Source organism: Paraburkholderia sp. Ac-20340, assembly GCF_017104965.1.
Taxonomy (GTDB): Bacteria; Pseudomonadota; Gammaproteobacteria; order Burkholderiales; family Burkholderiaceae; genus Paraburkholderia.
The window spans coordinates 66,519-92,354 of the sequence record NZ_JAAGPR010000016.1 but is presented as its reverse complement, the minus strand read 5'-3'; the positions used below and the strand labels follow the sequence as shown (position 1 = coordinate 92,354).

At 64.4% G+C, this 25,836-nt stretch carries 22 protein-coding genes; 13 read left to right on the top strand and 9 right to left on the bottom strand.

The window, feature by feature from the left end; all coding sequences use genetic code 11:
- The first annotated feature begins 2 nt into the window (after positions 1–2).
- The 4 genes from G3N59_RS20165 to G3N59_RS20150 all read left to right on the top strand — a co-directional run bounded on the left by G3N59_RS20165 (position 3) and on the right by G3N59_RS20150 (position 5,191).
- On the top strand, positions 3–776 hold the full coding sequence (locus G3N59_RS20165; RefSeq protein ID WP_205984394.1) for an SDR family oxidoreductase: 774 nt from the start codon (positions 3–5) through the stop codon (positions 774–776).
- 52 nt (positions 777–828) lie between these two features.
- Positions 829–1,893 carry a sn-glycerol-3-phosphate ABC transporter ATP-binding protein UgpC gene (gene ugpC / locus G3N59_RS20160; protein ID WP_205984393.1) on the top strand — a complete coding sequence of 355 codons (1,065 nt, stop codon included), beginning with the start codon at positions 829–831 and terminating at the stop codon, positions 1,891–1,893.
- 87 nt (positions 1,894–1,980) lie between these two features.
- A complete protein-coding gene (locus G3N59_RS20155) occupies positions 1,981–2,853 on the top strand; it encodes a MurR/RpiR family transcriptional regulator (protein WP_205984470.1) in 873 nt (290 codons plus the stop codon).
- 136 nt (positions 2,854–2,989) lie between these two features.
- Complete coding sequence (locus G3N59_RS20150; RefSeq protein WP_205984392.1) at positions 2,990–5,191, top strand: tetratricopeptide repeat protein; 2,202 nt, start codon at positions 2,990–2,992, stop codon at positions 5,189–5,191.
- 7 nt (positions 5,192–5,198) lie between these two features.
- On the opposite strand, the gene G3N59_RS20145 is transcribed toward G3N59_RS20150, so the two are convergent.
- The 3 genes from G3N59_RS20145 to G3N59_RS20135 form a co-directional block, all read right to left on the bottom strand.
- Complete coding sequence (locus tag G3N59_RS20145; RefSeq protein ID WP_205984391.1) at positions 5,199–6,665, bottom strand: cytochrome P450; 1,467 nt, start codon at positions 6,663–6,665, stop codon at positions 5,199–5,201.
- A gap of 109 nt (positions 6,666–6,774) precedes the next feature.
- Positions 6,775–7,614, bottom strand: a complete 840-nt coding sequence (locus tag G3N59_RS20140; protein WP_205984390.1) for an IclR family transcriptional regulator — start codon at positions 7,612–7,614, stop codon at positions 6,775–6,777.
- Between the two features lie 2 nt (positions 7,615–7,616).
- Positions 7,617–8,441, bottom strand: a complete 825-nt coding sequence (locus G3N59_RS20135) for a helix-turn-helix domain-containing protein (RefSeq protein ID WP_205984469.1) — start codon at positions 8,439–8,441, stop codon at positions 7,617–7,619.
- Positions 8,442–8,775: 334 nt separating this feature from the next.
- Here G3N59_RS20135 and G3N59_RS20130 point away from each other — a divergent pair, with 334 nt between their 5' ends.
- From G3N59_RS20130 to G3N59_RS20100, 7 genes are all read left to right on the top strand, one after another.
- Positions 8,776–9,735, top strand: a complete 960-nt coding sequence (locus G3N59_RS20130; RefSeq protein WP_205984389.1) for an MBL fold metallo-hydrolase — start codon at positions 8,776–8,778, stop codon at positions 9,733–9,735.
- A gap of 28 nt (positions 9,736–9,763) precedes the next feature.
- Positions 9,764–11,476 carry an FAD-dependent oxidoreductase gene (locus G3N59_RS20125; RefSeq protein ID WP_205984388.1) on the top strand — a complete coding sequence of 571 codons (1,713 nt, stop codon included), beginning with the start codon at positions 9,764–9,766 and terminating at the stop codon, positions 11,474–11,476.
- 96 nt (positions 11,477–11,572) lie between these two features.
- Positions 11,573–11,812 carry a DUF2783 domain-containing protein gene (locus G3N59_RS20120; protein ID WP_205984387.1) on the top strand — a complete coding sequence of 80 codons (240 nt, stop codon included), beginning with the start codon at positions 11,573–11,575 and terminating at the stop codon, positions 11,810–11,812.
- A gap of 129 nt (positions 11,813–11,941) precedes the next feature.
- Positions 11,942–12,835, top strand: coding sequence for an Mrr restriction system protein (locus G3N59_RS20115; RefSeq protein WP_205984386.1), 894 nt, complete (start codon positions 11,942–11,944; stop codon positions 12,833–12,835).
- Positions 12,836–13,126: 291 nt separating this feature from the next.
- The gene (locus G3N59_RS20110) at positions 13,127–14,341 is read left to right on the top strand and encodes a cyclic nucleotide-binding domain-containing protein (RefSeq protein WP_205984385.1); all 1,215 of its coding nucleotides are present in this window, start codon (positions 13,127–13,129) and stop codon (positions 14,339–14,341) included.
- 89 nt (positions 14,342–14,430) lie between these two features.
- Positions 14,431–15,231 carry a flagellar motor protein gene (locus G3N59_RS20105; protein WP_205984384.1) on the top strand — a complete coding sequence of 267 codons (801 nt, stop codon included), beginning with the start codon at positions 14,431–14,433 and terminating at the stop codon, positions 15,229–15,231.
- 20 nt (positions 15,232–15,251) lie between these two features.
- The gene (locus G3N59_RS20100) at positions 15,252–15,944 is read left to right on the top strand and encodes an OmpA family protein (RefSeq protein WP_205984383.1); all 693 of its coding nucleotides are present in this window, start codon (positions 15,252–15,254) and stop codon (positions 15,942–15,944) included.
- A gap of 9 nt (positions 15,945–15,953) precedes the next feature.
- Here G3N59_RS20100 and hydA read toward each other — a convergent pair whose 3' ends face one another.
- The 5 genes from hydA to G3N59_RS20075 form a co-directional block, all read right to left on the bottom strand.
- Positions 15,954–17,411, bottom strand: coding sequence for a dihydropyrimidinase (hydA, locus tag G3N59_RS20095; protein WP_205984382.1), 1,458 nt, complete (start codon positions 17,409–17,411; stop codon positions 15,954–15,956).
- Positions 17,412–17,461: 50 nt separating this feature from the next.
- Entirely contained in the window at positions 17,462–18,967 is a 1,506-nt protein-coding gene (locus tag G3N59_RS20090; RefSeq protein ID WP_205984381.1) for an NCS1 family nucleobase:cation symporter-1, read from the bottom strand.
- 54 nt (positions 18,968–19,021) lie between these two features.
- Positions 19,022–20,299: an NAD-dependent dihydropyrimidine dehydrogenase subunit PreA gene (gene preA / locus G3N59_RS20085; RefSeq protein WP_205984380.1), complete on the bottom strand. Its 1,278-nt coding sequence runs from the start codon at positions 20,297–20,299 to the stop codon at positions 19,022–19,024.
- A 64-nt stretch (positions 20,300–20,363) separates the two neighbouring features.
- Complete coding sequence (locus G3N59_RS20080; RefSeq protein ID WP_205984379.1) at positions 20,364–21,758, bottom strand: NAD(P)-dependent oxidoreductase; 1,395 nt, start codon at positions 21,756–21,758, stop codon at positions 20,364–20,366.
- Between the two features lie 109 nt (positions 21,759–21,867).
- Positions 21,868–23,133 (bottom strand): Zn-dependent hydrolase, encoded by a 1,266-nt coding sequence (locus G3N59_RS20075; RefSeq protein WP_205984378.1) that lies wholly within the window; start codon positions 23,131–23,133, stop codon positions 21,868–21,870.
- Positions 23,134–23,578: 445 nt separating this feature from the next.
- Here G3N59_RS20075 and G3N59_RS20070 point away from each other — a divergent pair, with 445 nt between their 5' ends.
- Positions 23,579–24,298 carry a TetR/AcrR family transcriptional regulator gene (locus tag G3N59_RS20070; protein WP_205984377.1) on the top strand — a complete coding sequence of 240 codons (720 nt, stop codon included), beginning with the start codon at positions 23,579–23,581 and terminating at the stop codon, positions 24,296–24,298.
- Between the two features lie 18 nt (positions 24,299–24,316).
- Here the strand turns inward: G3N59_RS20070 and G3N59_RS20065 are convergent, their stop codons facing one another.
- Positions 24,317–24,799, bottom strand: coding sequence for an Lrp/AsnC family transcriptional regulator (locus G3N59_RS20065; RefSeq protein WP_205984376.1), 483 nt, complete (start codon positions 24,797–24,799; stop codon positions 24,317–24,319).
- Positions 24,800–25,193: 394 nt separating this feature from the next.
- On the opposite strand from G3N59_RS20065, the gene G3N59_RS20060 reads away from it, so the two are divergent.
- Positions 25,194–25,826 carry a LysE family translocator gene (locus tag G3N59_RS20060; protein WP_205984375.1) on the top strand — a complete coding sequence of 211 codons (633 nt, stop codon included), beginning with the start codon at positions 25,194–25,196 and terminating at the stop codon, positions 25,824–25,826.
- Positions 25,827–25,836: the final 10 nt, after the last annotated feature.

The following is a 25,836-nucleotide window of genomic DNA, read 5'->3' as shown; positions in this document are numbered from 1 at the left end:
CCATGAGTCGGGTGGTGCTGGTGACGGGCGCGTGCGGCGGGATTGGCCGCGCGTTGTGCAAACGATTCGTCGATGCGGGCGACACGGTGCTCGCGCTCGATCGCGAAGCCGCGGCGGTGCAGCAACTGGCCGATGAATTCGGCGCCGATCGCATGGAGGCGCTGGCCGCCGACGTGAGCGACGCGAGCGCGCTGGCGCACGCCGTGGCGCGCGCCGTGGCCGCGCGCGGGCCGGTTGATGTTGCCGTGGCGAACGCGGGCGGCGCGCTCGGCACCACGCTCGCGCACACGGACGCGGCAAGCTGGCGGCGCGACGTCGACCTGAACCTCAACGGCACCTTCTACACCGTGGAAGCGGTGCGCGCATCGATGATCGAGCGCCGGCGCGGCGTGCTCGTGCTGATCGGCTCCGTGAACGGTTTGAGCGCGCTTGGCCATCCCGCGTATAGCGCGGCGAAAGCCGGTCTCGTGAGCTACACGAAAGCGCTCGCGATGGAACTCGGCCCGCACGGCATACGCGCGAACATCGTTTGTCCCGGCACGGTCAAGACGCCCGCGTGGCATTCGCGCGTGGCGCAACATCCGCAAATATTCGAAGAACTAAAGAAGTGGTATCCGCTAGGCGATGTCGCCACGCCCGACGATATCGCCGATGCCGTGCAGTTTCTCGCCTCGCCGCAAGCGCGCGTGATTACGGGCGTCGTGCTGCCGGTGGATGCAGGGCTGATGGCGGGCAATCGCCTGATGGCGAACGAACTCACGCTCGACGAAATCTGACGAAAGAACGTACACGCGAAAGCACACACGCACGCACACGCACGAGGACAGCATGGCAGCGGTACAACTGAACGGCATCTACAAGCGCTACGGCGATACCCAGGTCGTGCATGGCGTCGATCTCGACATCGAGGACGGCGAATTCGTCGTGCTGGTCGGGCCTTCGGGTTGCGGCAAGACCACGCTGATGCGCATGATCGCGGGTCTCGAAGATATCAGCGGCGGCGATCTCACCATCGGCGGCACGCGCGCGAATGCCTTGCCGCCGCAGCAGCGCAATATTTCGATGGTGTTCCAGAGCTACGCGCTGTATCCGCATCTTTCGGTGTACGACAACATTGCGTTCGGGCCGCGCATCCGCAAGGAACGCGAGGACGGCTTCAAGCCGCGCATCGAAGCCGCCGCGAAGATGCTCAATCTCTCGAACTATCTTGAACGTCTGCCGCGCGCGCTATCGGGCGGCCAGCGCCAGCGCGTGGCGATGGGCCGCGCCGTGGTGCGCGAGCCGTCGCTGTTCCTGTTCGACGAACCGCTTTCGAATCTCGATGCCAAGCTGCGAGTGCAGATGCGCACGGAAATCAAGGCGCTGCATCAGCGTTTGCGCAATACGGTGGTGTACGTCACGCACGATCAGATCGAAGCGATGACGATGGCCGATCGCATCGTCGTGATGAATTCCGGGCGTATCGAACAGATCGGCCGGCCGCTCGATCTCTACGACAAGCCCGGCAATCTGTTCGTGGCGAGTTTTCTGGGCTCGCCGTCGATGAACTTCGTCGCGGGCAGCGTGATGAGCGACGCGCGCGGCACGGCGCTGATACTCGACGACGGCGTGCGTATCGCGCTGCCCGAAGGACGCGCGCAGCCCGGCGCGCACGTGACGCTGGGCATTCGCCCGGAGCACATCGAAACGGGCAGCGGGGACGTGCCGTTCGCCGTCGACGTGATCGAGCCGACCGGCGCGGAAACGCACTTGTACGGGAAAATCGGCGGCAATTCATGGTGTGTGACGACGCGCGCGCGTCCCGGTATCGAACCGGGCCAGCGCATGACGCTGGGCTTGCCGCTCGCGCACCTGCATCTGTTCGACACCGAAAGCGGCAAGCGGCTCGATTGATGTGGTGAGCGCCGGGCCTGTGCCCGGCATGCAGCGGCGTTCGCATTTTCCATGGCTTATCCCTCGGCCTACTCCACGGAATACAGCTTGCCGGTCTCCAACCTGATCCATCACATCCGCAATGTCGCGGAGTCGCTGCGGCCCGCCGAACGCAAGGTCGCGGAGATGGTGCTCGCCGATATCGACTTTGCGATGCGCGCGAGCATCACCGAACTCGCGCTGCGCGCCGATGTGTCCGAGCCCTCGGTCACGCGCTTTTGCCGCGCGGTGGGCGCGCACGGCCTGCGCGACTTCAAGATGCGCCTTGCGCAGAGCGCGGCGGGCGGCGTGCCGTTCCTGGCTGCTCAGGAGATCGCCAGCGGCGACGTCACGCAGGTGGGCACGCTGCTCGACAGCGTGGCGGAAGCCGTGGCGCAAGGCGTCAAGCATGCGCGCGCTTCGCTAGATCCGGCGGTCTTCGAAGCGGCGGCGACGGCGCTGGGCAGCGCGCGGCGCGTCTATTTTTTCGGCGTGGGCGCGGGGTCGGGACTGGTGGCGCAGGACGCGGCGCTGCGTTTGCTGCGCCTGGATATTGCGGCGAGCGCGTTTGCGGACGCGCATCTGCAACGCCTTTACGCCGGTCTGCTCGAACCCGGCGACGTGGCGTTCGCGATCTCGCAGTCGGGCCGCAGCGTCGAAGTCAACGAGAGCATCCAGATCGCCAAGGAGCGCGGCGCGACCACCATCGCGCTGACCAATGCGGGTTCGCGGCTCGCGTGGGTTGTCGATATTCCGCTGCTGCTGCGCGTGCCGGCCGCGGAAGAACCGCATGCGCCGGGCGTGGCGCGCATCGCGCATCTCGCGATCATCGACGCACTGGCGATGGCCGTGGCGCTCGGTCTCACGCCGCGCACGCTCGAAAAAGTGCGCGATGCGCAGGTGCGCAGCGGCTCGGATAGCGTGGGCGAAGTGAAGGAATAAGGGCGCGTGCGCCGCCGTCAGAAAAGCAGCCGGACATATTGAGACGTCCATAGACTTGCGCGTTATTCGCTTTGCGGTCTATGCCGTCACGTCGCGCTTCAATAAACGGAGCGCGGTGCGTGACAGGTTTTCAATCATGTCGACTCTCCAAGCTCCCGAACTTCACGCCATAACCTTCGCCGATGCCGAATCCGCCTGGCAACGCGGCGACGCCGCTACGGCGCGCGCGCTCTGCGCGCAGCGAATCGATGCCAATCCGCACGACGCGCACGCGCTGCATCTCGCCGGCGTGATCGAACTCGGCCGCGACCGGCTCGCGGCGCGCGCGCTGATCGAACGCGCACTGGCGGTGGACGAAGCGCCCGGCTTTCTCGTGAGTTACGCGATGACGCTCGGCCCGGGCGAGCGGCCCATCGCCATCCGCGCCTTGCAGCGCGCGCTCGAATTGCAGCCGGATTCGCCGATCGCGCTCAACAATCTCGGCCATTTGCACGGCGAGGCGGGCGACAGCGCCGCAGCAACGCTGTGCTTCGAACGCGCGATTGCGCTCGCGCCCACGTTCGCGGCCATCCACTTCAATTACGGCACGATGCTGTCGCAAGCGGGCGAACTGGCCCGTGCGAAGACGGTATTGCAACGCACGCTGGAACTCGCGCCGGAGCACGTGAACGCCTGGAACAATCTGGGGCAGGTGCTGCTGAATCTGCGCCAGCACGCCGAAGCGCTCAAGGTTTTCGAACATGCGCGCACGCTCGCGCCGGATTCCGTCGATGTGCTGACGAACCTCGGCTCGATCCTCACGGGCGCGGGGCGTATCGACGAAGCACGCGCCACGCTCGAACGCGCGCTTGCGCTGGAGCCGGGCCGCGTTTCCGCGTGGAATAACCTCGGCAATCTGCAGCTGAACGTGGGCGACGTGGATGCCGCGCACGCCGCCTTCGCGCGCGCCATCGAATTGAAGCCCGACTTTGCCGCCGCGCATATCAACCTCGGCAACGCGACCAGCAAGATGGGCGATATCGACGCGGCGATTCACTGCTATCGGCGCGCGCTGGCCTGCAACCCTGCGCATAGCGGCGCGCATAGCAACCTGCTGTTTTCGCTGATGTTCGCAAACGACGACGGCCATGCAGTGCGCGCGGAAGCCGAGCGCTTTGCCGCGCAGCACGAAGCGCCGTTGCTGGCCGAGAGCGCGGGCGCGCGTTACGCCAATGCGCCCGATCCCGCGCGACGCCTGCGTATCGGCTATGTTTCGCCGGATTTTCGCAACCATTGCCAGTCGCTGTTCACGACGCCGCTGCTGCGCCACCACGATCACGCGGCGTTCGAGATCGTCTGCTACGCGTTGGGCAGCCAGCGCGACGACATCACCGCGCGCCTCAAGCAGCACGCCGATCTGTGGCGCGACGCAGGCGAACTGGACGACGCGCGTCTCGCACAGCAGATTCGCGACGACGGCATCGATATCCTCGTCGACCTGACGATGCATATGGATGGCGCGCGCCGCCTGCTGTTCGCGCGCCGGCCCGCGCCGGTTCAGGTGGCGTGGCTTGCCTATCCGGGCACGACGGGCAGTCCGTCGATTAGCTGGCGGCTGACCGATCCGTGGATCGACCCACCCGATACACCGCATATCGACGATCAATACACCGAGCGTTCGCTGCGCCTGCCCGATACCTTCTGGTGCTACGACGCGCTAACACCGGGCGCTGAAATCACGCCGCTGCCCGCGCTGACGAATGGTTATATAACATTCGGATGCCTGAATAATCCCTGCAAGCTGACCGATGCAACCCTCGCGCTCTGGGCGGGCGTGTTCGCGGCGTTGCCCGCTGCGCGTCTCGTGCTGATGGCGCCGCCGGGCAAGGCGCGCGAGCGTCTCGGCGCGCGTCTGCGTGCGCAGGGTATCGACGCGGCGCGTGTGCGTTACGTGGGTTTCCAGCAGCGCGAGGCCTATCTGGGCACGTATGCGCAGATCGATATTGCGCTCGACACCTTTCCGGCGAACGGCCACACCACGAGTCTGGACGCCTTCTGGATGGGCGTGCCCGTGCCCACGCGCTATGGGCGCACGGCGGTGAGCCGCGCCGGGCTTTGCCTGCTGTCGAATCTGGGACTGCCCGATCTGGCGGCCGACAATGACGCCGATTACGCCGCCGCAGTGGTCATGCTCGCCCGCGATCTGCCGCGCCTTGCGGCGTTGCGCGCGGGATTGCGCGCGCGCATGCAGGCGTCGCCGTTGATGGATGGGGCGCGCTTCGCCCGCAACATGGAAGCGGCGTACCGCCAGATGTGGAGCGAATGGTGCGCAGCGGCCCGCGAAGGATGCGGGCCTTAAAGCCGGGCTACACCGCCGCCCGCACGCGCTTTTTAAGCTTCACCGGCATGGTGTCAGGCACCATCGTAAACGCCGACACCTCGTTGATCTTTGCCGGATCGATGGCCATTTCGATCGTGAATTCGTTCATCAGCATCGACAGCGCGAGTCGCATTTCCACGGTCGCGAGATGGCGGCCCGGACACACACGCGGCCCCGCGCCAAACTGCAGATAAGCGCGCACGTCATGCGCGCCCGCGTGTTCAGCATGTTCGGCGTGCTCGCCTTTGCGCATCCAGCGCCACGGATCGTAGCGCTGCGGATCGACGAAATTTTTCGCATCGACCATCGCTGGGCGCGCGACGAAGAACATGCGCGTGCCTTTGGGCAGCGCGACATCGTCGAGCACCACGTCTTCCAGCGGCTCGAACGAATGCACCGCCGCGACCGGGCGCAGACGCGTCGCCTCGATGCAGATCGCCTCGAAAATATCGAGTTCCTTGAGCGTCGCGTAGTCGGGGCAAACCGGCGCATTGCCGATCACGCGCTGCGCCTCTTCGCCCAGATGCGTCTGTAGGGCCGGATCGGCGGCCAGATACGGCAGCGTCCAGGCGATCGAATCGGCGGTGGTGTCTTCGCCGGCGAGCAGGATCGTCAGCACGTTGGCGCGGATCTGCGCGTCGGTGATGGGCGCGCCGCCGTGCTCGCCGGGTTGCTGCTGCTGCACCAGCATCGCTTCCATCAGATTGCGCGGCATCTCCGAGGGATCGTCGCGCATGCGTTCGCGGGCGCGCGCCATCATCGCATCGACGTAGCGGTGCACGGCCTCCAGTGATTCATCGAGCTTGCGGTCCGCAGGCAACTTGAAGTAGCGCCAGTACGGAAACAGCGCGTTGATGCGGCCCATCACGCTCGGCAGGATGCGCTCCAGATGCTCCTGGATCACGCCATGATCGCGCTCCAGCGTGCGCGGATCTTCGCCGAAGGCCAGCGCGCAGGTCACGTCGACGGTGTAGCGCTTGAGATCGTCGGTCATCTCGACGGTCTCGCCGCGCTCGGCCGCGCGCAGCCAGCGCGTGCGCAGACGCTGCGTGATGTCCGAGAGCGTTGCGTAGAACGCCTTGATGTTGGGAATCGACAGCGCCTGCATGACGAGACGCCGATGCGTTTCCCACGCCGCGCCTTCGGCGGAAAAAAGGCCGTTGCAGCCCATTTCCTCGAGCACGGCTTCGATCGGCTGATAGCGGCGATAGCGGTGCGGACGCTCGCGCATGATCTGCTGGATCAGCTCGGTATCGGTCCAGATCGTGATGGGAATGCTGCCGACCTGGAAGCGATACGGCGTGCCGAGTTCTTCGGCCCAGCGTTCGAGGATCAGGTGCAGGCGGGTGGGCGAAAGCTGCAGCAGATTGCCGAGGAGCGGCAGGCCGCGTGGACAGGGCAGATCCGCGACCTGGCGCAGGGCAATGCGGGAACCGGTGGAGGCCGTGCTCATGAGCGCTTCCTTGTGGTCAGGGTGACGCGGCGGCGCGCTGGTTCGACGATCCATGCGCCGCGCTGGAAGGCGATTATAGCGGCGGATAAAGCTGAAGATATCGCGCCGCTTACAGGGGCGGCATCGCCGCGCCCGGCACGTAGCCGAAGCGGCGCGACAGGCGCTCGGCGGCGGCCATCAGACGCTGCGCGCTGCTGCCTTCGCGCGTGACGTCGAGGTGGCCCGACGGGCCCATCAGCGCCAGCACGAGGCAGACGCTGCCGGTGTGGTCGAACACGGGCGCGGCCACCGTGCTGATGCCGGGAATCGGCTTGTCGAGCGCGGTGTCGAGACCGTGCGCGCGGATGGTGGCGAGGCGTTCGGTGTGCCGTGCATCGTCGCTCGGCGATGTTTCGACGCCTGCGAGGCGCAGCGCGTCCTGCGCCATCAGCGCCGCGCGTACGTCGTCGTCGAGCCACGCGGCGAACACGCGGCCGATCGCCGTGTTCACCAGCGACATCACCGTGCCGGGCCGCAGGCTCACATGCAGCGGCCGCGGCGATTCTTCGAGGCGCACGACGGTCGGCCCGAGCGGCCCCGGCACCGCGAGCGCGACGCTCATGCCGGTGGTGGTGGCGAGATCGACGAGTTCGGCATCGGCTTCGCGCACGGGCGACAGACGCGCGAGACCGAGCAGGCCGAGTTCGAGGCTCAAGGGGCCGGCTTCGTAGCGGCCCGCTTCGTCGCGCGCGAGCAGGCCGGTTTTCAGCAGGCTCACCAGATGGGGAAAGGCTTTCGCGCTGGGCATGCCGGCCGCCGCCGCGAGGTCGCGCAGCGAAAGCGGCGTGCCCGCGGCGACCAGCGCGGCCAGCAGATCGCCCGTGGCGTCGAGCGCCTGGATGCCGCGCTGCGGTTTGTCGGCGGCTTCGGGCGCTTCGTTGAGGTCGGCAGGCGTAGAGGCTCGGGGCATGGTCAGGTCGATGGGAAAGCGGTTTGCGCGATCTGGTGGGCGGCGTCGCGCATCGCGCGCACGAGCGTGCCTGCAGGGCGCACGTCGAGCGCACCGCTCGCGCCGATGGCGGTCAGCGTCACGCGCAAGATGTTCTGCGCGTCGAGCACCGGCATGCACACGCTGCTGACGCCTGGGCTCGGCACATCGACGCCGGTTTCGAATCCGCGCGTGCGGATCGTGTCGAGCGTGGCGGTGAAGGTGGCGTCGTGCTGCGCATGGCTGGCGGACTCATCCGCTGCGGCTGTGCCGCGCCACACGGGCTGCGCGCTCTGGTTGGCCCACATCGCGCGCAGCGTGGCGTCGTCGAGGAACGCGCAGAACACGCGGCCCGTGGACGTGGCTGGCAGCGACATCACGGTGCCGACGTGCAGGTTCACATGCAGCGGCAGGCTGGCGTGCTCGTAACGGACGATGGTCGGGCCCTGCGGCCCGGCGATGCAGAGCGCGACGCTGCAGTTGTAGGCCTGTGCCAGCGCCGCCGCGTGCGGTACGGCGGCGCGCAGCGCGGGTTGCTGCGCGAGGTGCAGCAAGCCCAGACGCAGCGCGAGCGGACCGGCTTCGTAGCGCCCGGAAAGCGCGTCGCGCTTGATCAGGCCGAGGCGCGTGAGGCTCACCAGATACGCGTGCGCCTGGCTCGATGCGATTTCGCCGGCGGCGGCGAGGTCGCTGGGCGCGAGCGGCACGCGCGCATCGGCCAGCGCGCGCAGCAGGCGCGCGCCCACTTCGACGCTCTGGACGCCGCGCTGCGACTTGCCGGCGGCGGCGTTATCGACATCGATAGCGATAGCGGCATCGACAGCGGCTGGGTCCTTGAGGCCGGACGGCGGCGCGTTGCGAGGGGTCTTCACTCGTTGTTCCGGGCTGAAAAAGGGTCCATGTTAACCGAATGGCAGGCGAATCCTGTGCGATCGAATATTTGCATATGACGAGTGTATTCGCCATTGACAAATAAATCTGCCGGGGCGATCATGGCCTCACCCCGGCAGAACAGCGGCTCAACCAGAACCAGACGGGGCGAGACAAAACCGGCTGGCGCGTGCGCGCCGGTCTCATCACATGCGCCCGCGGCGCATGCGTGCTGCCTCGCCTCGTCGCCCTCCCCAATACACGGAGACTCAGATGGCAAAGGCGTTCGCATCGCAGGCCGACCTCGAAGAAAAGCAGGTCACCTTCACCCAGCTCTCGGAAAACGCTTACGCGTACACGACGGAAGGCGATCCGAATTCGGGCGTCATCATCGGCGACGACGGCGTGCTGATCGTCGATACCACGGCCACGCCCGCCATGGCGCAGGATCTCATCGCGAAGATCCGCAGCGTCACGGACAAGCCCATCAAGTACGTCGTGCTCTCGCACTATCACGCGGTGCGCGTGCTGGGCGCATCGGCGTATTTCGAGGAAGGCGCGCAGCAGATCATCGCGAGCCGCGGCACGTATGAAATGATCGTCGAGCGCGGCGAGCAGGACATGAAGTCGGAAATCGAGCGCTTTCCGCGCCTCTTTGCAGGCGTCGAAACGGTGCCGGGCCTCACGTGGCCGACCCTGGTGTTCGAGAAGGAAATCACGCTGTACCTCGGCAAGCTCGAAGTGAAGATCGCGCATCTGGGCTCGGGCCATACGAAGGGCGATACGGTGGTGTGGCTGCCGCAGCAAAAGGTGCTGTTCTCGGGCGACCTGGTGGAATACGACGCGGCCTGTTATTGCGGCGATGCGCAACTCGCCGAATGGCCCGCCACGCTCGAAGCGCTGCGCGCGCTGGGCGCGGAAAAGCTGGTGCCGGGCCGCGGCCCCGCGCTGCTCAATCCCGCCGACGTGAACAAGGGCCTCGATTACACGAAGGATTTCGTTTCCACGCTGCTGGCGCAAGGGCGCAAGGCGGTCGAGCAGAAGCTCGATCTGAAGCAGTCGATGGCGCTCACGCGTGAAGCGATGGACCCGAAGTTCGGCCATGTCTTCATCTACGAACATTGCCTGCCGTTCGATGTGTCGCGCGCTTATGACGAGGCGAGCGGCATCACGCATCCGCGCATCTGGACGGCGCAGCGCGACAAGGACATGTGGGACGCGTTGCAGGATTGAGCGGTCGTAGACGAGACGGAGAGAGACAATGATCGACTACCAATCGCTGAGCTTCGACTACGCACGTTGCCATGAACAAGGCGACGGTGTCGAGAAAAGCGTGCGTCCCGTCGTGGTGGTCGGCGCAGGCCCGGTGGGCCTCGCCACCGCCATCGACCTCGCGCAGCAAGGCATCAACGTCGTGCTCGTGGACGACGACTGCACGCTGTCCACCGGCTCGCGCGCGATCTGCTTTTCGAAGCGTTCGCTCGACATCTTCGACCGCCTCGGTTGCGGCGAGCGCATGGTCGAAAAAGGCGTGAGCTGGAACGTGGGCAAGGTGTTCCGCAAGGACGAACTGGTTTACACCTTCAATCTGCTGCCGGAAAGCGGGCATCATCGTCCGGCTTTCGTGAATCTTCAGCAGTACTACGTGGAGGGCTTCCTGCTCGAACGCGCGCGGGAATTGCCGAACCTCGAAATCCGCTGGAAAAACAAGGTGGCCGGTCTTGCGCAACGCGGCACGCCCGGTTCGGACGATGCGCATGTGGCGCTGGAAATCGACACGCCCGACGGTCCTTATGAACTGCTCGCGCGTTACGTGGTGGCGTCGGACGGTTCGCGCAGTCCGGTGCGCAAGCTCATGGGTCTCGACAGCCACGGGCGCACGTTCAAGGATCGCTTCCTGATCGCCGATGTGAAGATGGAAGCGGATTTCCCCACCGAACGCTGGTTCTGGTTCGATCCGCCGTTTCATCCGAACCAGTCGGTGCTGCTGCATCGGCAACCGGACAACGTCTGGCGTATCGACTTCCAGCTTGGCTGGGACGCCGATCCGGTGCTGGAAAAAACGCCCGAACGCGTGATTCCGCGCGTGCGCGCGCTGCTCGGCCCCGACGTCAAATTCGAGCTGGAATGGGTGAGCATCTACACCTTTTCGTGCCTGCGCATGGATAGCTTCCGGCACGGCAACGTGCTGTTTGCGGGCGATTCGGCACATCTGGTTTCGCCGTTCGGCGCGCGTGGCGCGAATAGCGGCTTCCAGGACAGCGAGAACATCGCGTGGAAGCTGGCGATGGTGCTGGAGAACCGTGCGCCCGACGCGCTGCTCGACACCTACGCGAGCGAACGCGAATACGCCGCCGATGAAAACATCCGCAATTCCACGCGATCGACCGATTTCATCACGCCGAAAAGCGCGGTGAGCCGCGTGTTCCGCGATGCGGTGCTCACGCTGGCGCGCGAGCATGCGTTTGCGCGTCAACTGGTGAATAGCGGCCGTCTTTCGGTGCCGGCGGTGCTGCATGAATCGACGCTCAATACCGCCGATGAAGACCGCTTCTCCGGGCAGATGGTGCCCGGTGCTTCGTGCGCCGATGCACCGCTCGCCGATGCGCAAGGCAACGCGCAATGGCTGCTCAAGCAGTTAGGCGGACGCTTCACGGGGCTGCTGTTTTGCCGCGCGGGTTCGGTGCTCGATGGCGAAACGCGCGGCGCGCTCGACGCGCTGGCGAATGGCGCCGTGCCGCTGAATGTCGTGGCGGTGCTCGAAGGCGAGGGCGCAGCGCCCGAAGGCTTGCCGGCAGGCACGAAGGTGCTGCGCGATGTGCAAGGTCTCGCGACGCAGCGTTATGGCGCGCAGGACGGCGCGTTCTATCTGGTCCGCCCGGATCAGCACGTGAGCGCGCGCTGGCATCGCGTCAGTGCGCCGCGCGTGGAGCATGCCTTGAAGCGCGCGCTGTGCGTGGCAGGTACGGCTTGAAGCGATGAATCGGAAGACGCGCAGGCGTCTTTCGATTCAATTAAGCAGATCATTACGAATCGAATCAAGACAATGAAGATGGGACAGGAGACGACGATGCTGAACACCCAACCCAATCTCGCGCGCCCCGACGATTTTTACGAAGCGCTGATCGACATGCATCGCGATCTCGACGACGCGCAGAGTCAATCGGCCAACGCGCAACTGATCCTGTTGCTGGCGAATCACGTGGGCGAGCACGAGGCGCTGATGGATGCGATCCGCTTCGCGCGCGCCGGTGTGGTGGTGCCGCCCGCGAATGGAACGGTCGGTTCAGTCGGCAAGCTGGCGGCGTGATTAACTATAACTGAATCCTCTTTGATCGAATTCCGCTCGGGATTTTGGAGCGGACGTTATGATTTCTTATTGCTGAGGTGCGAGCTGCAACGCAACTTCGCTGGAAATGCATATTCGATAGGATCAGTTATGGCAGACATTACACGCCGTCGTACAGGCGAACTCTTGCGCGGACTCTTCGCGATTCTTTTAAATCATCCTGAGGGGTTGCCCGCCCGCGAAGCGCTTGTTCGGCTTGAGAAGAACGTCACCCTATCCGACTACGAGAAGGGAGAATATGACTCGGGCGGTCGCAGGTTCGACAAGATCGTGCGCTTCGCAACGGTTGACTGCGTAAAGGCAGGTTGGCTCCTTAAAAACAAGGGAGTCTGGGTTATCACGGAAGAGGGGCGCACAGCTTACGAAAAGCTTCAAGACCCCGAAGCCTTCTATCGTCTCGCAGTCAAGCTCTACCAGGAATGGCGAGCGACACAGCCTGATGCAGCGCCGAGCACACCGGACGAACCTGAAGACAATTCGAGCGGCAAGGCTGCAAGCATCACGCTGGAGGAAGCCGAAGAGCAGGCATGGGATGAAATAGCGCAGTATCTACATCACATGAATCCGTATGACTTTCAAGCTCTTGTCGGCGATCTGCTGCGGGCGATGGGCTATTACGTGGATTGGGAAGCACCTCCCGGCAGGGACGGCGGCCTCGATATCCTTGCGTGGCCCGACCCGCTCGGCACGAAGCCGCCTCGAATCAAGGTGCAGGTAAAACGGCAGACGTCGGCGGTGACGGTTGAAGGTGTTCGCTCGTTTCTCGCGGTTCTCGGTGACGAAGATGTTGGCCTGTTCGTTGCCCTTGGCGGCTTTACACGCGATGCCGTCGAGACTGCGCGCAACCAGGAGCGACGCAGGCTCACGCTAATTGATATTCGAAAGCTTCACGAGCTTTGGGTAACGTATTACAAGAACTTAAGCGACGAAGCGCGCAGACGTATGCCACTTCGCCCTGTATATTTTTTGTCGCCTGAGGGCTGATTAGAACCGCTCAATGCAAACGCGCGACTCAAGGAAAACTCGCATATAAAACTGGTGCAATCGTTTGCGCTGGCGATTTGTATCGATGACCGAAGCAATACATCAGTCTTGTGTCTGATCCGGCGGAGTGGCGATGCAACACACACGCAAACGCCATGCAAATTGATTCAAGAACCCCCTGAGCGAAGCCGTAAACGGCAGTAATACGAGAATCAGATCGATCGTCCCGGAGCCCGGCTTGAACCGCGCGCCGGAGACGGCCGGCAAAGACACCGCACACGGGGAATCACCTTGAATCGCAGTCAAACATGGTCGCGCACAGCAGCGCCGGGCGAAGTCATCTATTCGGAAGGCTTCGCGGGCGAACGCCTGCTCTTCGTCATCGCCGACGGCAAAGTCGAAATCTCCACCCGCTGTGAAGAAAAACGCGTCGTGACGGCCACGCTGGGCCGCGGCGAGTTCTTCGGCGAAAGCGCGCTGCTGGGCACCGAGCCGCGCCCGAGCACGGCCAAGGCGCTGTCGTTCTGCCAGTTGACCGTCGTGCCCGCGAACATCATCGAAGACGAACTCGAACGCGTGTCGCCGCTGCTGCGCCATGTCGTGCGCACCATGATCCGCCGCGCGAAAGCGAAGGACGATCAACTCGCCACTTACACGCACGCCGATTTCATGCCGGGCGTGCTGTCCTATGCGCACGTGCTGTCGCTGCTCGCGGGTGCCGAACGCGCCGAGCCGAAGAGCGGCTGGCTGCGTCAAGGCGCAGGATCGGGATCGGGCGCGGGCGAAGTGAGCGTCGCGCTCGCGGACGTCGTGCACAAATGCCGCGCGGTGGCGGGCCATTCGCGTCCGCACGTGATGGCCATGCTGCGTCGCATGGAAAAGCTCAACCTCATTACGATGGAATCGGGCCAGACGCCCACGCATCTGGCCGGTGCCGCAAGCGAAGGCGCGCTGGGCCGCCAGTTCGTCACCTTCGATCCGGTGCGGATCATCGACCGTGCGGGCCAGGTGGCCGATCACGATCTCGATGTGTCGATCAACAGCGAACTCGAACTGATCGAACTGAGCGATCTGGAAGCGCTGATCGGCGTGGAGCGCAAGCTGCTGCTCAACAAGCTCTCGCATGGCGAAATCGCCGACGAACTGTTCGCGTTCAGGAAGTCGAAGGTGCTGAACTTCGTCGAGCAGAAGGGCGTGGCGTACTTCACCAAGCGCGCGAATCGCGGCTCGGGCGATGTGAAGTCGCTCGACGATCTGCTGTTCGTCGATCAACGCACGCTTTTCGACGCGGTCAACGCACTCGATACTTACGATCTCGCGAAGCTGCTCGCGTCGCTCGAAGATCCGGCGGTGTCGGAGCGTTTGCAGTCGGTGCTGTCCGAGGCGCGCAAGAACGAGATTTCGTGGCTGATGCGCCGCGAGATCAAGTCCGATCCGATGGAGCTGGAAGGCATCGAGCAGCGTCTGATTACCGCTGTGCGCGAACTCAAGGCGCACGCCGCGTAATTCATCCACAGGCCGAACCGTTGGCGCGCCCGCGATAGTCGGGCGCGCCGGTTCCGCCTGCGTCACACATATTGAATATCGGAACACGCATGGATCTGCTTACTTTGTTCGGAGTCCTTCTGGGTGGTGCGGCCGTGGTGATCGGCTTTATGCTCGAAGGCGGTCACTTCGCTTCGCTGCTTCAGCCCGAAGCGCTGCTGGTCGTGCTGGGCGGCACGCTCGGCGCGGTCATGATCCAGAATACTTGGGCGCGTTTCTTCGACGCGATCCGCCGCCTGCGCACCGTATTTATCCGCGCGCAACAGGTCGATGAAGCCAGCCTCGCGGCGGTGCTCGAATGGGGCGATCAGGCCAAGCTCAACGGCCTGCTTGCTTTCGAGTCGATGGACTGGAACGGTATTCATCCGTTCGCGCGGCGCGGTCTGGAATTGCTGGCGGGCGGCGTGTCGACCGCGGTGCTCGAAGACGCGCTGCATCGCGAACTCGAAGCGTATGGCCGCGCGAATATGGCCGCCGCGCGCGTCTGGCAGCAGGCGGGCGGTTATGCGCCGACCTTCGGCATTCTGGGTTCGGTGCTTGGTCTGATTCAGGTGACCGCGCATCTGGTGGAACCTTCGCAGCTGGGCACGGGGATCGCGGTGGCGTTTGTCGCCACGCTTTATGGTCTCGCGCTGGCCAATCTCGTGTTCCTGCCGCTTTACGGCAAGATGCGCGCGCATATCGAAAGCGAACTGCGTCTGCGCAAGCTTTACCTCGATGGTCTGCTCGCGATTTCGCGCAAGGAAACGCCGCATATGATCGCGACGCGTCTTGCCGGCGAAGTGGGCGCGCGCGGCGATGCGAACGCCTGGGCGCGCCAGAACGCGCAGGCCGGCGCGACGGTCAATTGAGCGCGAGCGGACTCACAAGCATGCAAACGTCACCCGACAAGCACGCGGCGCGCGATTTCACGCTGGACATTCTCGATCACGACGAAGAAGAAAACGGCGAGCAGTCCGGCCGCTGGCTGCTTTCTTACGCCGACCTCATCACGACGATGATGGTGCTGTTCCTCGCGCTCTACGCGATGCAACTGGCGAAGCGTCATGAACAGGATTTGCGCGTTCAGACACAGACGCAAACGCAAACTCAGACGCAGGCGGTTCCCGCGAGCGCCGCCCAGCCTCAAGGCGTCGAACGCACGCTAATGGCCTCGCTCGATCCGCTGCGCGCACGCGGCGAGATCACCATCGCGCCGGTCGCGCATGGCGTGGAGATCGGCATCAATGCCAAGGTGCTGTTCAACGCAGGCGATGCCGCGTTGCTGCCCGATTCCTTCGACGTATTGAGCCGTGTGGCGGGCGTGCTGGCGCAAGTGCCCAACGGCAATATTCTCGTGGAAGGACATACGGACAGCACGCCGATTGCGAACGCGCGTTATGCGTCGAACTGGGAGCTGTCTTCGGCGCGCGCGGGCGCGGTGGTGCGCTATCTGGTGGAGCGCGGCGTCGAGCCGCATCGCCTCGCGGCGATCGGCCGGGCCGACAACTTCCCGCTCGTTGCCGGCACCGACCCCGCTAGCCGCGCCTTGAACCGGCGCGTGGCTATCGTCGTGCAGTACTGAACCCGGCCATCAGGCGACCTTATCGCCTTCGCGATGCACCGGCTCGGTTTCCTTCAATTGCTTTGCGAGCCGTGAAGCCTGCAGATAGCCAGGATTGGCGGGCCGCTTGAGATAGCGCCCCGCGCCGCGCCGCGCGCGCAGATCGCCGTCGGCCCAGACCAGTTCGCCCTGCGAGACCGTATGCGTGGGCACGCCGCGCACCGTCATGCCTTCGAAGACGTTGAAGTCCACGTTCTGATGATGCGTCTTCACCGAGATCGTGCGCGTGGCTTCCGGGTCCCAGACGACGAGATCGGCATCCGCGCCTACCGCCACTGCGCCCTTGCGCGGATAGAGATTGAAGATCTGCGCCGCGTTGGTGGACGTCACGCGCACGAATTCGTTCGGCGTGAGGCGGCCCGTATTCACGCCTTGATCCCAGAGGATCGCCATGCGGTCTTCCACGCCGCCGCATCCGTTAGGAATCCGAGTGAAATCGTCGCGTCCCATGGCTTTCTGCGAGGCGCAGAACACGCAATGATCGGTGGCCGTGGTTTGCAGCAGACCACCTTGCAGGCCGCGCCAGAGTGCATCGCGATGCTCTTTGGTGCGGAACGGCGGGCTCATGACGTGCGCGGCGGCGCGCGTCCAGTCCGGGTCGCGATACACCGCTTCGTCGATCACCAGATGCCCGGCGAGCACCTCGCCGAATACGCGCTGGCCTTCCGCACGTGCGCGCGTGATCGCCTCCAAAGCCTCTTTCGCCGATACGTGCACGATATACACCGGTACGCCCAGCACCTGCGCAATACGAATCGCGCGATTGGCCGCTTCGCCTTCGACTTCGGGCGGACGCGAAAGCGGATGCGCCTCCGGTCCCGTAAAACCGCGCGCCAGCAATTGCCGCTGCAACTGGAACACCAGTTCGCCGTTTTCCGCGTGAACGGTCGGCAGCGCGCCCAGTTCGAGCGCGCGCGTGAAGCTGTTCACGAGGATTTCGTCGTCGGCCATGATGGCGTTCTTGTACGCCATGAAGTGCTTGAAACTGGATACGCCGTGATCGTTCACGAGCAGGCCCATGTCGCGATGCACGCTTTCGTCCCACCACGTCACGGCCACGTGAAAGGCGTAATCGGCGGCGGCTTTTTCGGCCCAGCCGCGCCACTCGCGAAAGGTTTCCATGAGCGGCTGCTTCGGGTTCGGAATCACGAAGTCGATGATCGACGTGGTGCCGCCCGCGAGACCCGCCGCGGTGCCCGTATAGAAGTCGTCGTGCGCCTTCGTGCCCATGAAGGGCAGCTCCATATGCGTGTGCGGGTCGATGCCGCCCGGCATCACATACTGGCCACCCGCATCGACCACGGTGGCGCTCGCGGGCGCGTCGAGGTTTTCGCCGATCGCCGTGATCGTGCCGTTGTCGCAGAGCACGTCGGCGCGATAGGTCTTGTCCGCGTCGACGATGGTGCCGCCTCGAATCAGGATCGCCATGATGCTATGTCTCCTTCGGTTGAGCCTGCATTTCCAGTGTAGTTATGCGTTCATGCGTTCGCGATGCTCGGCCTGCGGCTCTTGCCGAGTTTCATCAGCACGCCATAGACGACGGCGGCAATCGCGAGGCCCACGAACCACGCATAGGTATAGAGTCCCTTGAACGCGTCGGGTACGGAAGGGAACGCGTTCGGAAAGGCCACGTTGAGAAAGCCCGGCAGATTCGGCAGCACGCCCGCAAGCAGCGCGATCACGGCGGCGGGGTTCCAGCCGTTCGAATAGGCATATTCGCCGCTTTCTTCGAAGAGCTGGTCGGTGTTCAGGCGCGTGCCGCGAATCAGGAAATAATCGACCATCAGAATGCCCGCGACCGGCCCGAGCAGCGCCGAATAACCCACGAGCCACGTGAAGATATAGCCCTGCGTGGTGGCGAGAATCTTCCACGGCATCATGACGATGGCGATGCCCGCCGTAATGAGGCCGCCCATCTTGTACGAAATGCCCTTGGGCCAGAGGCTCGAAAAGTCGTAGGCCGGGCCGACCAGATTCGCAGCCAGATTGCAGCACATCGTATCGAGCGTGAGGATCACCAGCGCGATGCCCACGCCGATGCCTTCCATGCGGCTCGTCAGATCGATCGGGTCCCAGATCGCCTTGCCGTAGATCACGACCGTCGCCGACGTCACCACCACCGATACGATCGACAGCAGCGCCATCGGAATCGGCAGGCCGATGGCCTGACCCACCAGCTGATCTTTCTGCGTTTTCGCGAAGCGCGTGAAGTCCGGGATATTCAGCGCGAGCGTGGCCCAGAAGCCCACCATCGCCGTGAGGCTCGGCCAGAACGTGGCCCAGAAGAGGCCGGCTTTCTTGCCGCCCGCCGCGAACTGCGAAGGCTGCGAAAGCATGCTGCCCACGCCGCCCGCCTTCGAGCAAGCCCACCAGACCAGCGCCACGCACATCACCACCTTGATCGGCGCGGACCAGCTTTCGAGCCAGCGGATCGAATCCGTGCCGTGCAGGATGAAGTAAAGCTGCAGCACCCAGAACAGCAGGAAGCACGCGCCCTGGCCGATGGAGATGCCGAGAAACGGCAGCGCATCGCCTACGAGCGCGTTGTGAAAGAGGATATTCGCGAGCGTGTAGATTGCGCTGCCGCCCAGCCACGATTGAATGCCGTACCAGCCGCACGCCACGATGGCACGCAGCATGGCCGGCAGTTTCGCGCCCTGCGTGCCGAACGACGAACGCACCAGCACCGCATACGGAATGCCGTATTTCGTGCCCGCATGGCCGATGGCGAGCATCGGCACGAGCACGATCACGTTGCCGAGCAAGACGGTGATCACGGCCTGCCACGGCGACATGCCCTGTTCGGTCAGGCCCGCCGCGAGCATATAGGAAGCGATATTCATCACCATTCCCACCCACAGCGCCGCGAAGTGATACCAGCGCCACGTGCGCTGCGCGACGCCCGTGGGCGCGAGGTCGTCGTTGTACAACTCGCTGGCACTGTGGCGCGCGCTCGCGTCACCGCTCATTGCTGGCTGGCTCATGATGCGGATTCTCCGGGTCTTGTCGTTTGGTTTATGTTGAATGACTGGCTAGGATCAGGCCGCTTTGGGATCGGCCACGCGCGCCGGATTGTTCGGATGCGTGGTCCAGTTCGAATAGCGGCCGTTGTCGACGCGCTCCATCGTGATGCATGCATCGACCGGGCAAACATGCATGCATAAATTGCACCCGACGCAATTCGCATCGACCACTTCGAAATGACGCTCGCCGTCCTTTGTCGCGGTGATGGCCTGATGCGAGGTGTCTTCGCAGGCGATATGGCAGAGGCCGCACTGGATGCAGCGGTCCTGATCGATACGCGCCTTGATGTCGTAGTTCAGATTCAGGTACTGCCAGTCGGTGACGTTCTGCACGGCGCGGCCGCGAATCGCGTCGAGGTTCGCGTAGCCCTTGTCGTCCATCCAGTTCGACAGACCGTCGATCATGTCGTCGACGATGCGAAAGCCGTAGTGCATCGCGGCGGTGCAGACCTGCACGCTGCCTGCGCCCAGCACCATGAATTCGGCGGCGTCGCGCCAGTCGGAAATCCCGCCGATGCCGGAGATCGGCAGGCCTTGCGTTTGCGGGTCGCGCGCGATTTCAGCGACCATGTGCAGCGCGATGGGCTTGGCGGCCGGGCCGCAGTAGCCGCCATGCGTGCCCTTGCCGTCGACGGTGGGCAGCGGCGCCATGACGTCCAGATCGACGCCCACGATCGAGTTGATGGTGTTGATGAGCGAAACGCCGTCCGCGCCGCCCTTGAGCGCCGCGCGCGCGCCGTGGCGAATATCCGTGACATTGGGCGTGAGCTTGACGAGGCAGGGCAGGCGCGTGCCTTCCTTGACCCAGCGCGTGACCATTTCGATGTACTCGGGCACCTGACCGACGGCCGCGCCCATGCCGCGCTCGCTCATGCCGTGCGGGCAGCCGAAGTTCAGTTCCACGGCATCGGCGCCGGTGTCTTCCACCAGCGGCAGAATCCATTTCCAGTCGCTTTCGGTGCACGGCACCATCAGCGAGACGATCAGCGCGCGGTCGGGCCAGTCGCGTTTGACCTGGGCGATTTCCTTGAGATTGACGTCGAGCGGGCGGTCGGTAATCAGCTCGATATTGTTCAGGCCCGCGATGCGCTGACCGCGCCACGTGGTCGCGCCGTAGCGCGAACTCACGTTGACCACGTGCGGATCGAGGCCGAGCGTTTTCCAGACCACGCCGCCCCAGCCCGCCTCGAAGGCGCGGTTGACGTTGTAGGCCTTGTCGGTGGGCGGCGCGGAGGCGAGCCAGAACGGATTGGGCGATTCAATACCGGCAATCGAGCAGCGCAGATCGGCCATGATGCGACTCCTTGTTTTATCGATGTGGGGCGTTTGCTTTTGCGTTGGCTTTAGTGCTTCTGCCTTAAGCGGCCTTGCCGGTTTGCGCGGCGAGATAGCGGTCGATCGCGCGGGCCGCGAGCTTGCCGTCCTGCACCGCCTGCACGGTGAGATCGGTGGCGCCGTGGCCCGCACAATCGCCGCCGGCCCAGACGCCCGCGAGCGAGGTCGCGCCATCGGCATCGACGGCAATGCGCACGCCGCCTTCGCTCAACTGCAAGGCTTCGAGCCCGGCGGGCAGCAACGTCTGGCCGATGGCCTTGAGCACCATGTCCGCCTCGATACGCTCGAACTCGCCGCCGCCTTGCAGCACGCCGTTCGCATCGAGCGCGGCGCGCTCGAACTCCACCGCCTGCACCACGCCATCGCCCACGATCCGCACGGGCTTCATCCACTCCACAATCGTCACGCCTTGCTGGCGCGCGAATTCCTGTTCGGCCCACGTCGCGCTCATCTGCGCGCTGCCCCGGCGATACGCGAGCGTGACGTGTTCCGCGCCCAGCTTGCGGCTTTGCACGGCGGCGTCGATAGCGGTATTGCCGCCGCCGATCACCACCACGCGGCGGCCCACGGGCAGCGTTGCAAGGTCGTCCGCTTCGCGTAGCCCGGCGATAAAGTCCACCGCATCGCGCACGCCTTCGAGCGCTTCGCCGTCGATCTTCAGCGCATGCGTGCCGCCCAGCCCGATGCCGATAAACACCGCATCGAATTTTTCACGCAGCGCGTCGAGCGTGATATCGCGGCCCAGTTGCTGCCCTTGCGCGAGTTCGATACCGCCAATCGAGAGCAGCCACGCAACTTCGCGCTGCGCGAAATCGTCCACCGTCTTATAAGCGGCGATGCCGTATTCATTGAGGCCGCCGGGCTTCTCGCGCGCATCGAACACGGTCACGTCATGTCCGGCGAGCGCGAGCGTATGCGCGCACGCGAGCCCCGCCGGTCCCGCGCCGATCACCGCCACGCTGCGGCCCGTTTCGCTCGTGCGGCGAAACAGCGGCGCGGCGCCTTCGCTCTCGCGCGCCATCTGGAAGTCGGTGGCATGACGTTGCAGCGCCCCGATCTGAACTGGTTCGCCATCCTGATGATTGCGCACGCAGGCGCCTTCACAGAGGATTTCGGTCGGGCACACGCGCGAACACATGCCGCCGAGCGGATTGGCGCTGAGGATATCGCGCGCGGCGCCCTTGAGATTGCCGTTGCCGATCTTGCGGATAAAGCTGGGAATGTCGATGCCGGTCGGGCAGGCCGCGACGCAAGGCGCGTCGTAGCAATAGTGACAGCGATCGGAAGCGATGACGGCAGCGCCCGCGGAAAGCGGCGGCGCGACATCGGCGAACTGGCAGCCCAGCTCTTCTGCGCTAAGCCGTGCTGCTGCGATGCCTTGCGTGGCACGCGTATTTTTGATGGCGGAGTGGGACATCCGGATGCTCCTTGCGAGGCAAAACACGGGTCCGCCGGCTGCGCGTTGCGCGGCAGCCGGTACGTGGGGAACAGCTTTGTTATGGCGCTATTCGACTAAACGCTCAGGCTCAACCCGGCTCGCTGGCGCGTTCGAGCATGGCATGCAGCAGCACGTTCGCGCCCGCTTCAATCCACTCCTGGGTCGCGTCTTCGATCTCGTTGTGACTGATACCGTCGATGCACGGCACGAACACCATCGAGGTTGGCGCAACCGTCGCCAGATAGCAGGCGTCGTGGCCCGCGCCGGACACGATGTCGCGATTCGAATACCCAAAGCGCTCGGCGGCGGCGCGCACCGATTTCACGCAGGCCTTGTCGAACGGCACCGGCGCGTAATAGAAAATCTGTTCGAGCTCGGTTTCGAGCTTGCCTTGTTCGGCGATCTTCGCGATGCCTTCGCGCAGTTCCGCGTCCATCTTCGCCAGCACTTCGTCCAGCGGATGGCGGAAGTCGATCGTGAAAAATACGCGGCCCGGAATCACGTTGCGCGAGTTCGGATGCACCTGCATCATGCCGACCGTCGCGCAGGCGAGCGGCGCGTGGCGCAGGCCGATTTCATTGACAAGCTGCACGACGCGCGAAGCGCCCAGCAGCGCATCGCGGCGGCGCGGCATCGGCGTGGGGCCGGCGTGCGCCTCCTGGCCCGTGAGCACGACTTCGTACCAGCGCTGGCCTTGCGCATCGGTTACGACGCCAATCGTCCTGTTCTCCGCTTCGAGAATCGGCCCCTGTTCGATATGCAGTTCGAACGCCGCGTGAATCTTGCGGCCGCCGCAGGGCAGATCGCCCGCGTAGCCAATGCGTTTGAGTTCCTCGCCGATGGTCTTGCCGTCCACGTCCTTGCGCGACAGACCGTAATCGAGCGTGAACACGCCCGCGAATACGCCCGAGGCCACCATGGCGGGCGCGAAGCGCGAGCCTTCCTCGTTGGTCCAGATCACCGTTTCGACCGGATGCTCGGTTTCGATGCCGTGATCGTTGAGCGAGCGGATCACTTCGAGACCGCCCAGCACGCCATAGATGCCGTCGAAGCGGCCGCCCGTGGGCTGCGAATCCGCGTGCGAACCCGTCATCACGGGCGGCAGATCGTTGTTGCGGCCGGCGCGGCGCATGAACACATTGCCCATCTGATCGACGCTTACCGTGCAGCCCGCTTCCTTCGCCCATTTGACGATGAGATCGCGGCCCTGCTTGTCGAGATCCGTGAGCGCGAGGCGGCACACGCCGCCCTTGGGTGTCGCGCCGATCTTCGCCATTTCCATCAGGCTGTCCCAGAGACGCTGGCCATTCACGTGAATCGCGGTGGTCAGCGCGGCTTCGCTTACTACGTTCATGCGTGCTCTCCTGTCAATGTTCGACTGGCGGTGCAGTGCGGCGCGGCGAGTTTTTTAAATGACCGCTGTGGGGACCGCGACTGCCTTGTCTGAATGAAGCGTGTTCATGAAGCGTGCATCGGTGCCATCGTCTGGGGCGTGTTGTGCATAAGTTGCGCGATTCCAGTGCATGCACCCGACGCTCGTTCGGGGCAGTGATTTCCCGCTCGCCGAATCCTGTCCGATTGGACAGGTTGTAGGCCATAAACTTTGGGAATTCAATGCGGTATTACGAGCGAAAAGCGTGCCATCGATGTTGCAGTGCGTGAAAAACACCGCGCGGCACGCAGGTTTACCCGTGGATTCGCAACGAGTGCGATCACCTTGTACGCGTCGCGTGTCTACAATGATTCCGGCGTCGCCTCGCGATGCCTTCCTTTTCGAACGCTTCGAACGGACCGATGCCATGCGCGACGACGACACCGACACGCCAGCCGCGAACCTTGCTGTGCGCCCAAGCGCAGGCCAGGCTGCCACCAAAGCCGACAAAGCCGATAAGCCGCGCCGCAAGGCTTCGATTCGCGCGTCGAACGAATCGCATCTGCTCGCCTGTGCCGAAGCCGTATTCGCCGAACGCGGTTTCGAAGGCGCGAGCACCGCGCTGATCGCCGAACGCGCGGGCCTGCCCAAAGCGAATCTGCATTACTACTTCCCGACCAAACTCGCGCTCTACTGGCGCGTGCTCGACGATCTGTTCGAGGAATGGAATGCGGCCGCCGATACCTTCGATGCGAGCAGCGACCCCGTCGCGGCGATTGGCGGTTATGTGCGTGCGAAGATGGAACTGTCGCGGCGCCGGCCGCTAGGCTCGAAGGTGTGGGCCAATGAAATCATCAGCGGCGCGACGCATATGCAGGACATTCTGTTGAAACGCGTGAAGCCGTGGATGGAGTCGCGCGTGACGCTGATCGAGCGCTGGATCGCCGAAGGTCTGCTCGCGCCGGTGGAGCCCAAAACGCTGCTCTTCATGATCTGGGCGACCACGCAGCATTACGCCGACTTCGAAGCGCAGATACGCGCGCTCGCGGGCAAGCGCGCCTTGTCGGCGGCCAGTTTCGAGGCGACCACCGAGGAAGTCGTGAAGATGATTCTGCGGGCGAGCGGGGCGCGCTCGCCCAATGCCTGATTTATTTCGTATGCCGAATCAAACCTGCATCGACGCGACATCCTTCATGCAGCGCAACGCGAACATCGACCGGCTATGGCGGATGCTGGAGATGCGATAAAGCTTCTCGCGCAGGAAACGCTCGTAGCCGGCCGTGCCATCGACCGCCACCTTGATCCAGTAGTCGTATTCCCCCGACACCAGATACGCCTCCAGCACTTCGGGCAGCGCCGCGAGTTCGGAGCCGAAGCGCGCGAGCGCGTCGTCCTCATGGCGATCGAGCGTGACTTCCAGAATCACGATATCGGCGAAACCCAGCTTGCGCTGGTTCACCAGCGCCACATAACCGTCGATATAGCCATCGGCTTCGAGCTGGCGGGTGCGGTTCCAGCACGCCGTCGTGGACATGCCGACCTGCTCGGCCAGCTCCGCGTTGGACAGCCGTGCGTTCTGCTGCAAGGCGCGCAGGATCTTGCGGTCCTGGTTGTCGAGGGTTTTGGGCTGCCGTTCGCGCGTGGTCATGGTGAAAAGAATCTTGTACAGGAAAACTGGATTCTATCGGAACAAGCTTCTGGTTTAGGACGGTTTGCACTGGAAAACAGGAAGCCTATCCCGCCCCAATCCCGGTATATTTTTCACATGCCTTCTCGCCTGGCACGACCCACGCGGCCACCTCCCCGCGTCGGGGCGCGCCGCCGCAGCCACAAGCCGCGGTGGACCGTCTGAGCCGATCCTCGCTGCACCCTGCGGCGGCTATCGGGCGCGGCACGCGACTATCTCGCGTCCAGCAGCGTCCGATCGGGCGGATGGCATTTGAAAACCGCGCTGTTGCGCGGTTTTTTATTGCCGAATTTCCGTTGCGCGCCTGTTGCCGGGCCGCATTTCCTCGATACGCCCTTAGCCAGAACTCCCGGACATGTCGCTCCAGTTGTATTTGTCGTTTCTCGCCGCCGCGCTGATCCTCGTCTACACCCCCGGCCCCGTCAACGTGCTCACCATGAGCCAGGCGCTGCAGGCCGGCTGGCGCCGTGCGCTGCCCTGCGTCTGGGGCGGCACGCTCGCGGTGCTGTTGCAACTGGGCCTGACCGCGCTTTGCCTGAATTCGCTGCTGTTGATCAGTGAGCACTCGCTCACGGTGCTGCGCTGGGTGGGGGCGGCTTATCTGGTGTGGCTCGGCTGCAAGCAGTGGCGCAGCCGCACGCTCGGCGGCGCGCAGGAGAGCGGCGCTGCGGAGCCCGCGCTCACTTCGCATCGCGATCTGTTCTGGCGCGGGTTCGCGACCTCGGGGCTCAATCCCAAGACGCTGCTGTTCTTTCCGTCGTTTTTCCCGCAGTTCATGAGCGCCGATGCGGCGTGGAGCGCGAATCGCCAGTATCTGGTGCTGGCGGCGACCTTTGCGGTGCTGTTTGCGGGCGGCGTGGCGTCGATGGCGCTGTTTTCGCACCGGCTGCGCCATGTGCTGCAACGGCCGCGCCGCCTGCGCGCGGTGAACCGGCTGATGGGCAGCCTGCTGGTGGGAATGGGCGCGATGATGGCGGGGCTGCGCTAGGCGCGTCCCC

What these genes read in the sequence shown, in the direction of transcription:
- G3N59_RS20165 (WP_205984394.1), top strand. Translation starts at nt 3, where the DNA reads ATGAGTCGGGTGGTGCTGGTGACGGGCGCGTGCGGCGGGATTGGCCGC.
- ugpC (WP_205984393.1), top strand. Translation starts at nt 829, where the DNA reads ATGGCAGCGGTACAACTGAACGGCATCTACAAGCGCTACGGCGATACC.
- G3N59_RS20150 (WP_205984392.1), top strand. Translation starts at nt 2,990, where the DNA reads ATGTCGACTCTCCAAGCTCCCGAACTTCACGCCATAACCTTCGCCGAT.
- G3N59_RS20145 (WP_205984391.1), bottom strand. Translation starts at nt 6,665, where the DNA reads ATGAGCACGGCCTCCACCGGTTCCCGCATTGCCCTGCGCCAGGTCGCG.
- G3N59_RS20140 (WP_205984390.1), bottom strand. Translation starts at nt 7,614, where the DNA reads ATGCCCCGAGCCTCTACGCCTGCCGACCTCAACGAAGCGCCCGAAGCC.
- G3N59_RS20130 (WP_205984389.1), top strand. Translation starts at nt 8,776, where the DNA reads ATGGCAAAGGCGTTCGCATCGCAGGCCGACCTCGAAGAAAAGCAGGTC.
- G3N59_RS20125 (WP_205984388.1), top strand. Translation starts at nt 9,764, where the DNA reads ATGATCGACTACCAATCGCTGAGCTTCGACTACGCACGTTGCCATGAA.
- G3N59_RS20120 (WP_205984387.1), top strand. Translation starts at nt 11,573, where the DNA reads ATGCTGAACACCCAACCCAATCTCGCGCGCCCCGACGATTTTTACGAA.
- G3N59_RS20115 (WP_205984386.1), top strand. Translation starts at nt 11,942, where the DNA reads ATGGCAGACATTACACGCCGTCGTACAGGCGAACTCTTGCGCGGACTC.
- G3N59_RS20105 (WP_205984384.1), top strand. Translation starts at nt 14,431, where the DNA reads ATGGATCTGCTTACTTTGTTCGGAGTCCTTCTGGGTGGTGCGGCCGTG.
- G3N59_RS20100 (WP_205984383.1), top strand. Translation starts at nt 15,252, where the DNA reads ATGCAAACGTCACCCGACAAGCACGCGGCGCGCGATTTCACGCTGGAC.
- hydA (WP_205984382.1), bottom strand. Translation starts at nt 17,411, where the DNA reads ATGGCGATCCTGATTCGAGGCGGCACCATCGTCGACGCGGACAAGACC.
- G3N59_RS20090 (WP_205984381.1), bottom strand. Translation starts at nt 18,967, where the DNA reads ATGAGCCAGCCAGCAATGAGCGGTGACGCGAGCGCGCGCCACAGTGCC.
- preA (WP_205984380.1), bottom strand. Translation starts at nt 20,299, where the DNA reads ATGGCCGATCTGCGCTGCTCGATTGCCGGTATTGAATCGCCCAATCCG.
- G3N59_RS20080 (WP_205984379.1), bottom strand. Translation starts at nt 21,758, where the DNA reads ATGTCCCACTCCGCCATCAAAAATACGCGTGCCACGCAAGGCATCGCA.
- G3N59_RS20075 (WP_205984378.1), bottom strand. Translation starts at nt 23,133, where the DNA reads ATGAACGTAGTAAGCGAAGCCGCGCTGACCACCGCGATTCACGTGAAT.
- G3N59_RS20070 (WP_205984377.1), top strand. Translation starts at nt 23,579, where the DNA reads ATGCGCGACGACGACACCGACACGCCAGCCGCGAACCTTGCTGTGCGC.
- G3N59_RS20065 (WP_205984376.1), bottom strand. Translation starts at nt 24,799, where the DNA reads ATGACCACGCGCGAACGGCAGCCCAAAACCCTCGACAACCAGGACCGC.
- G3N59_RS20060 (WP_205984375.1), top strand. Translation starts at nt 25,194, where the DNA reads ATGTCGCTCCAGTTGTATTTGTCGTTTCTCGCCGCCGCGCTGATCCTC.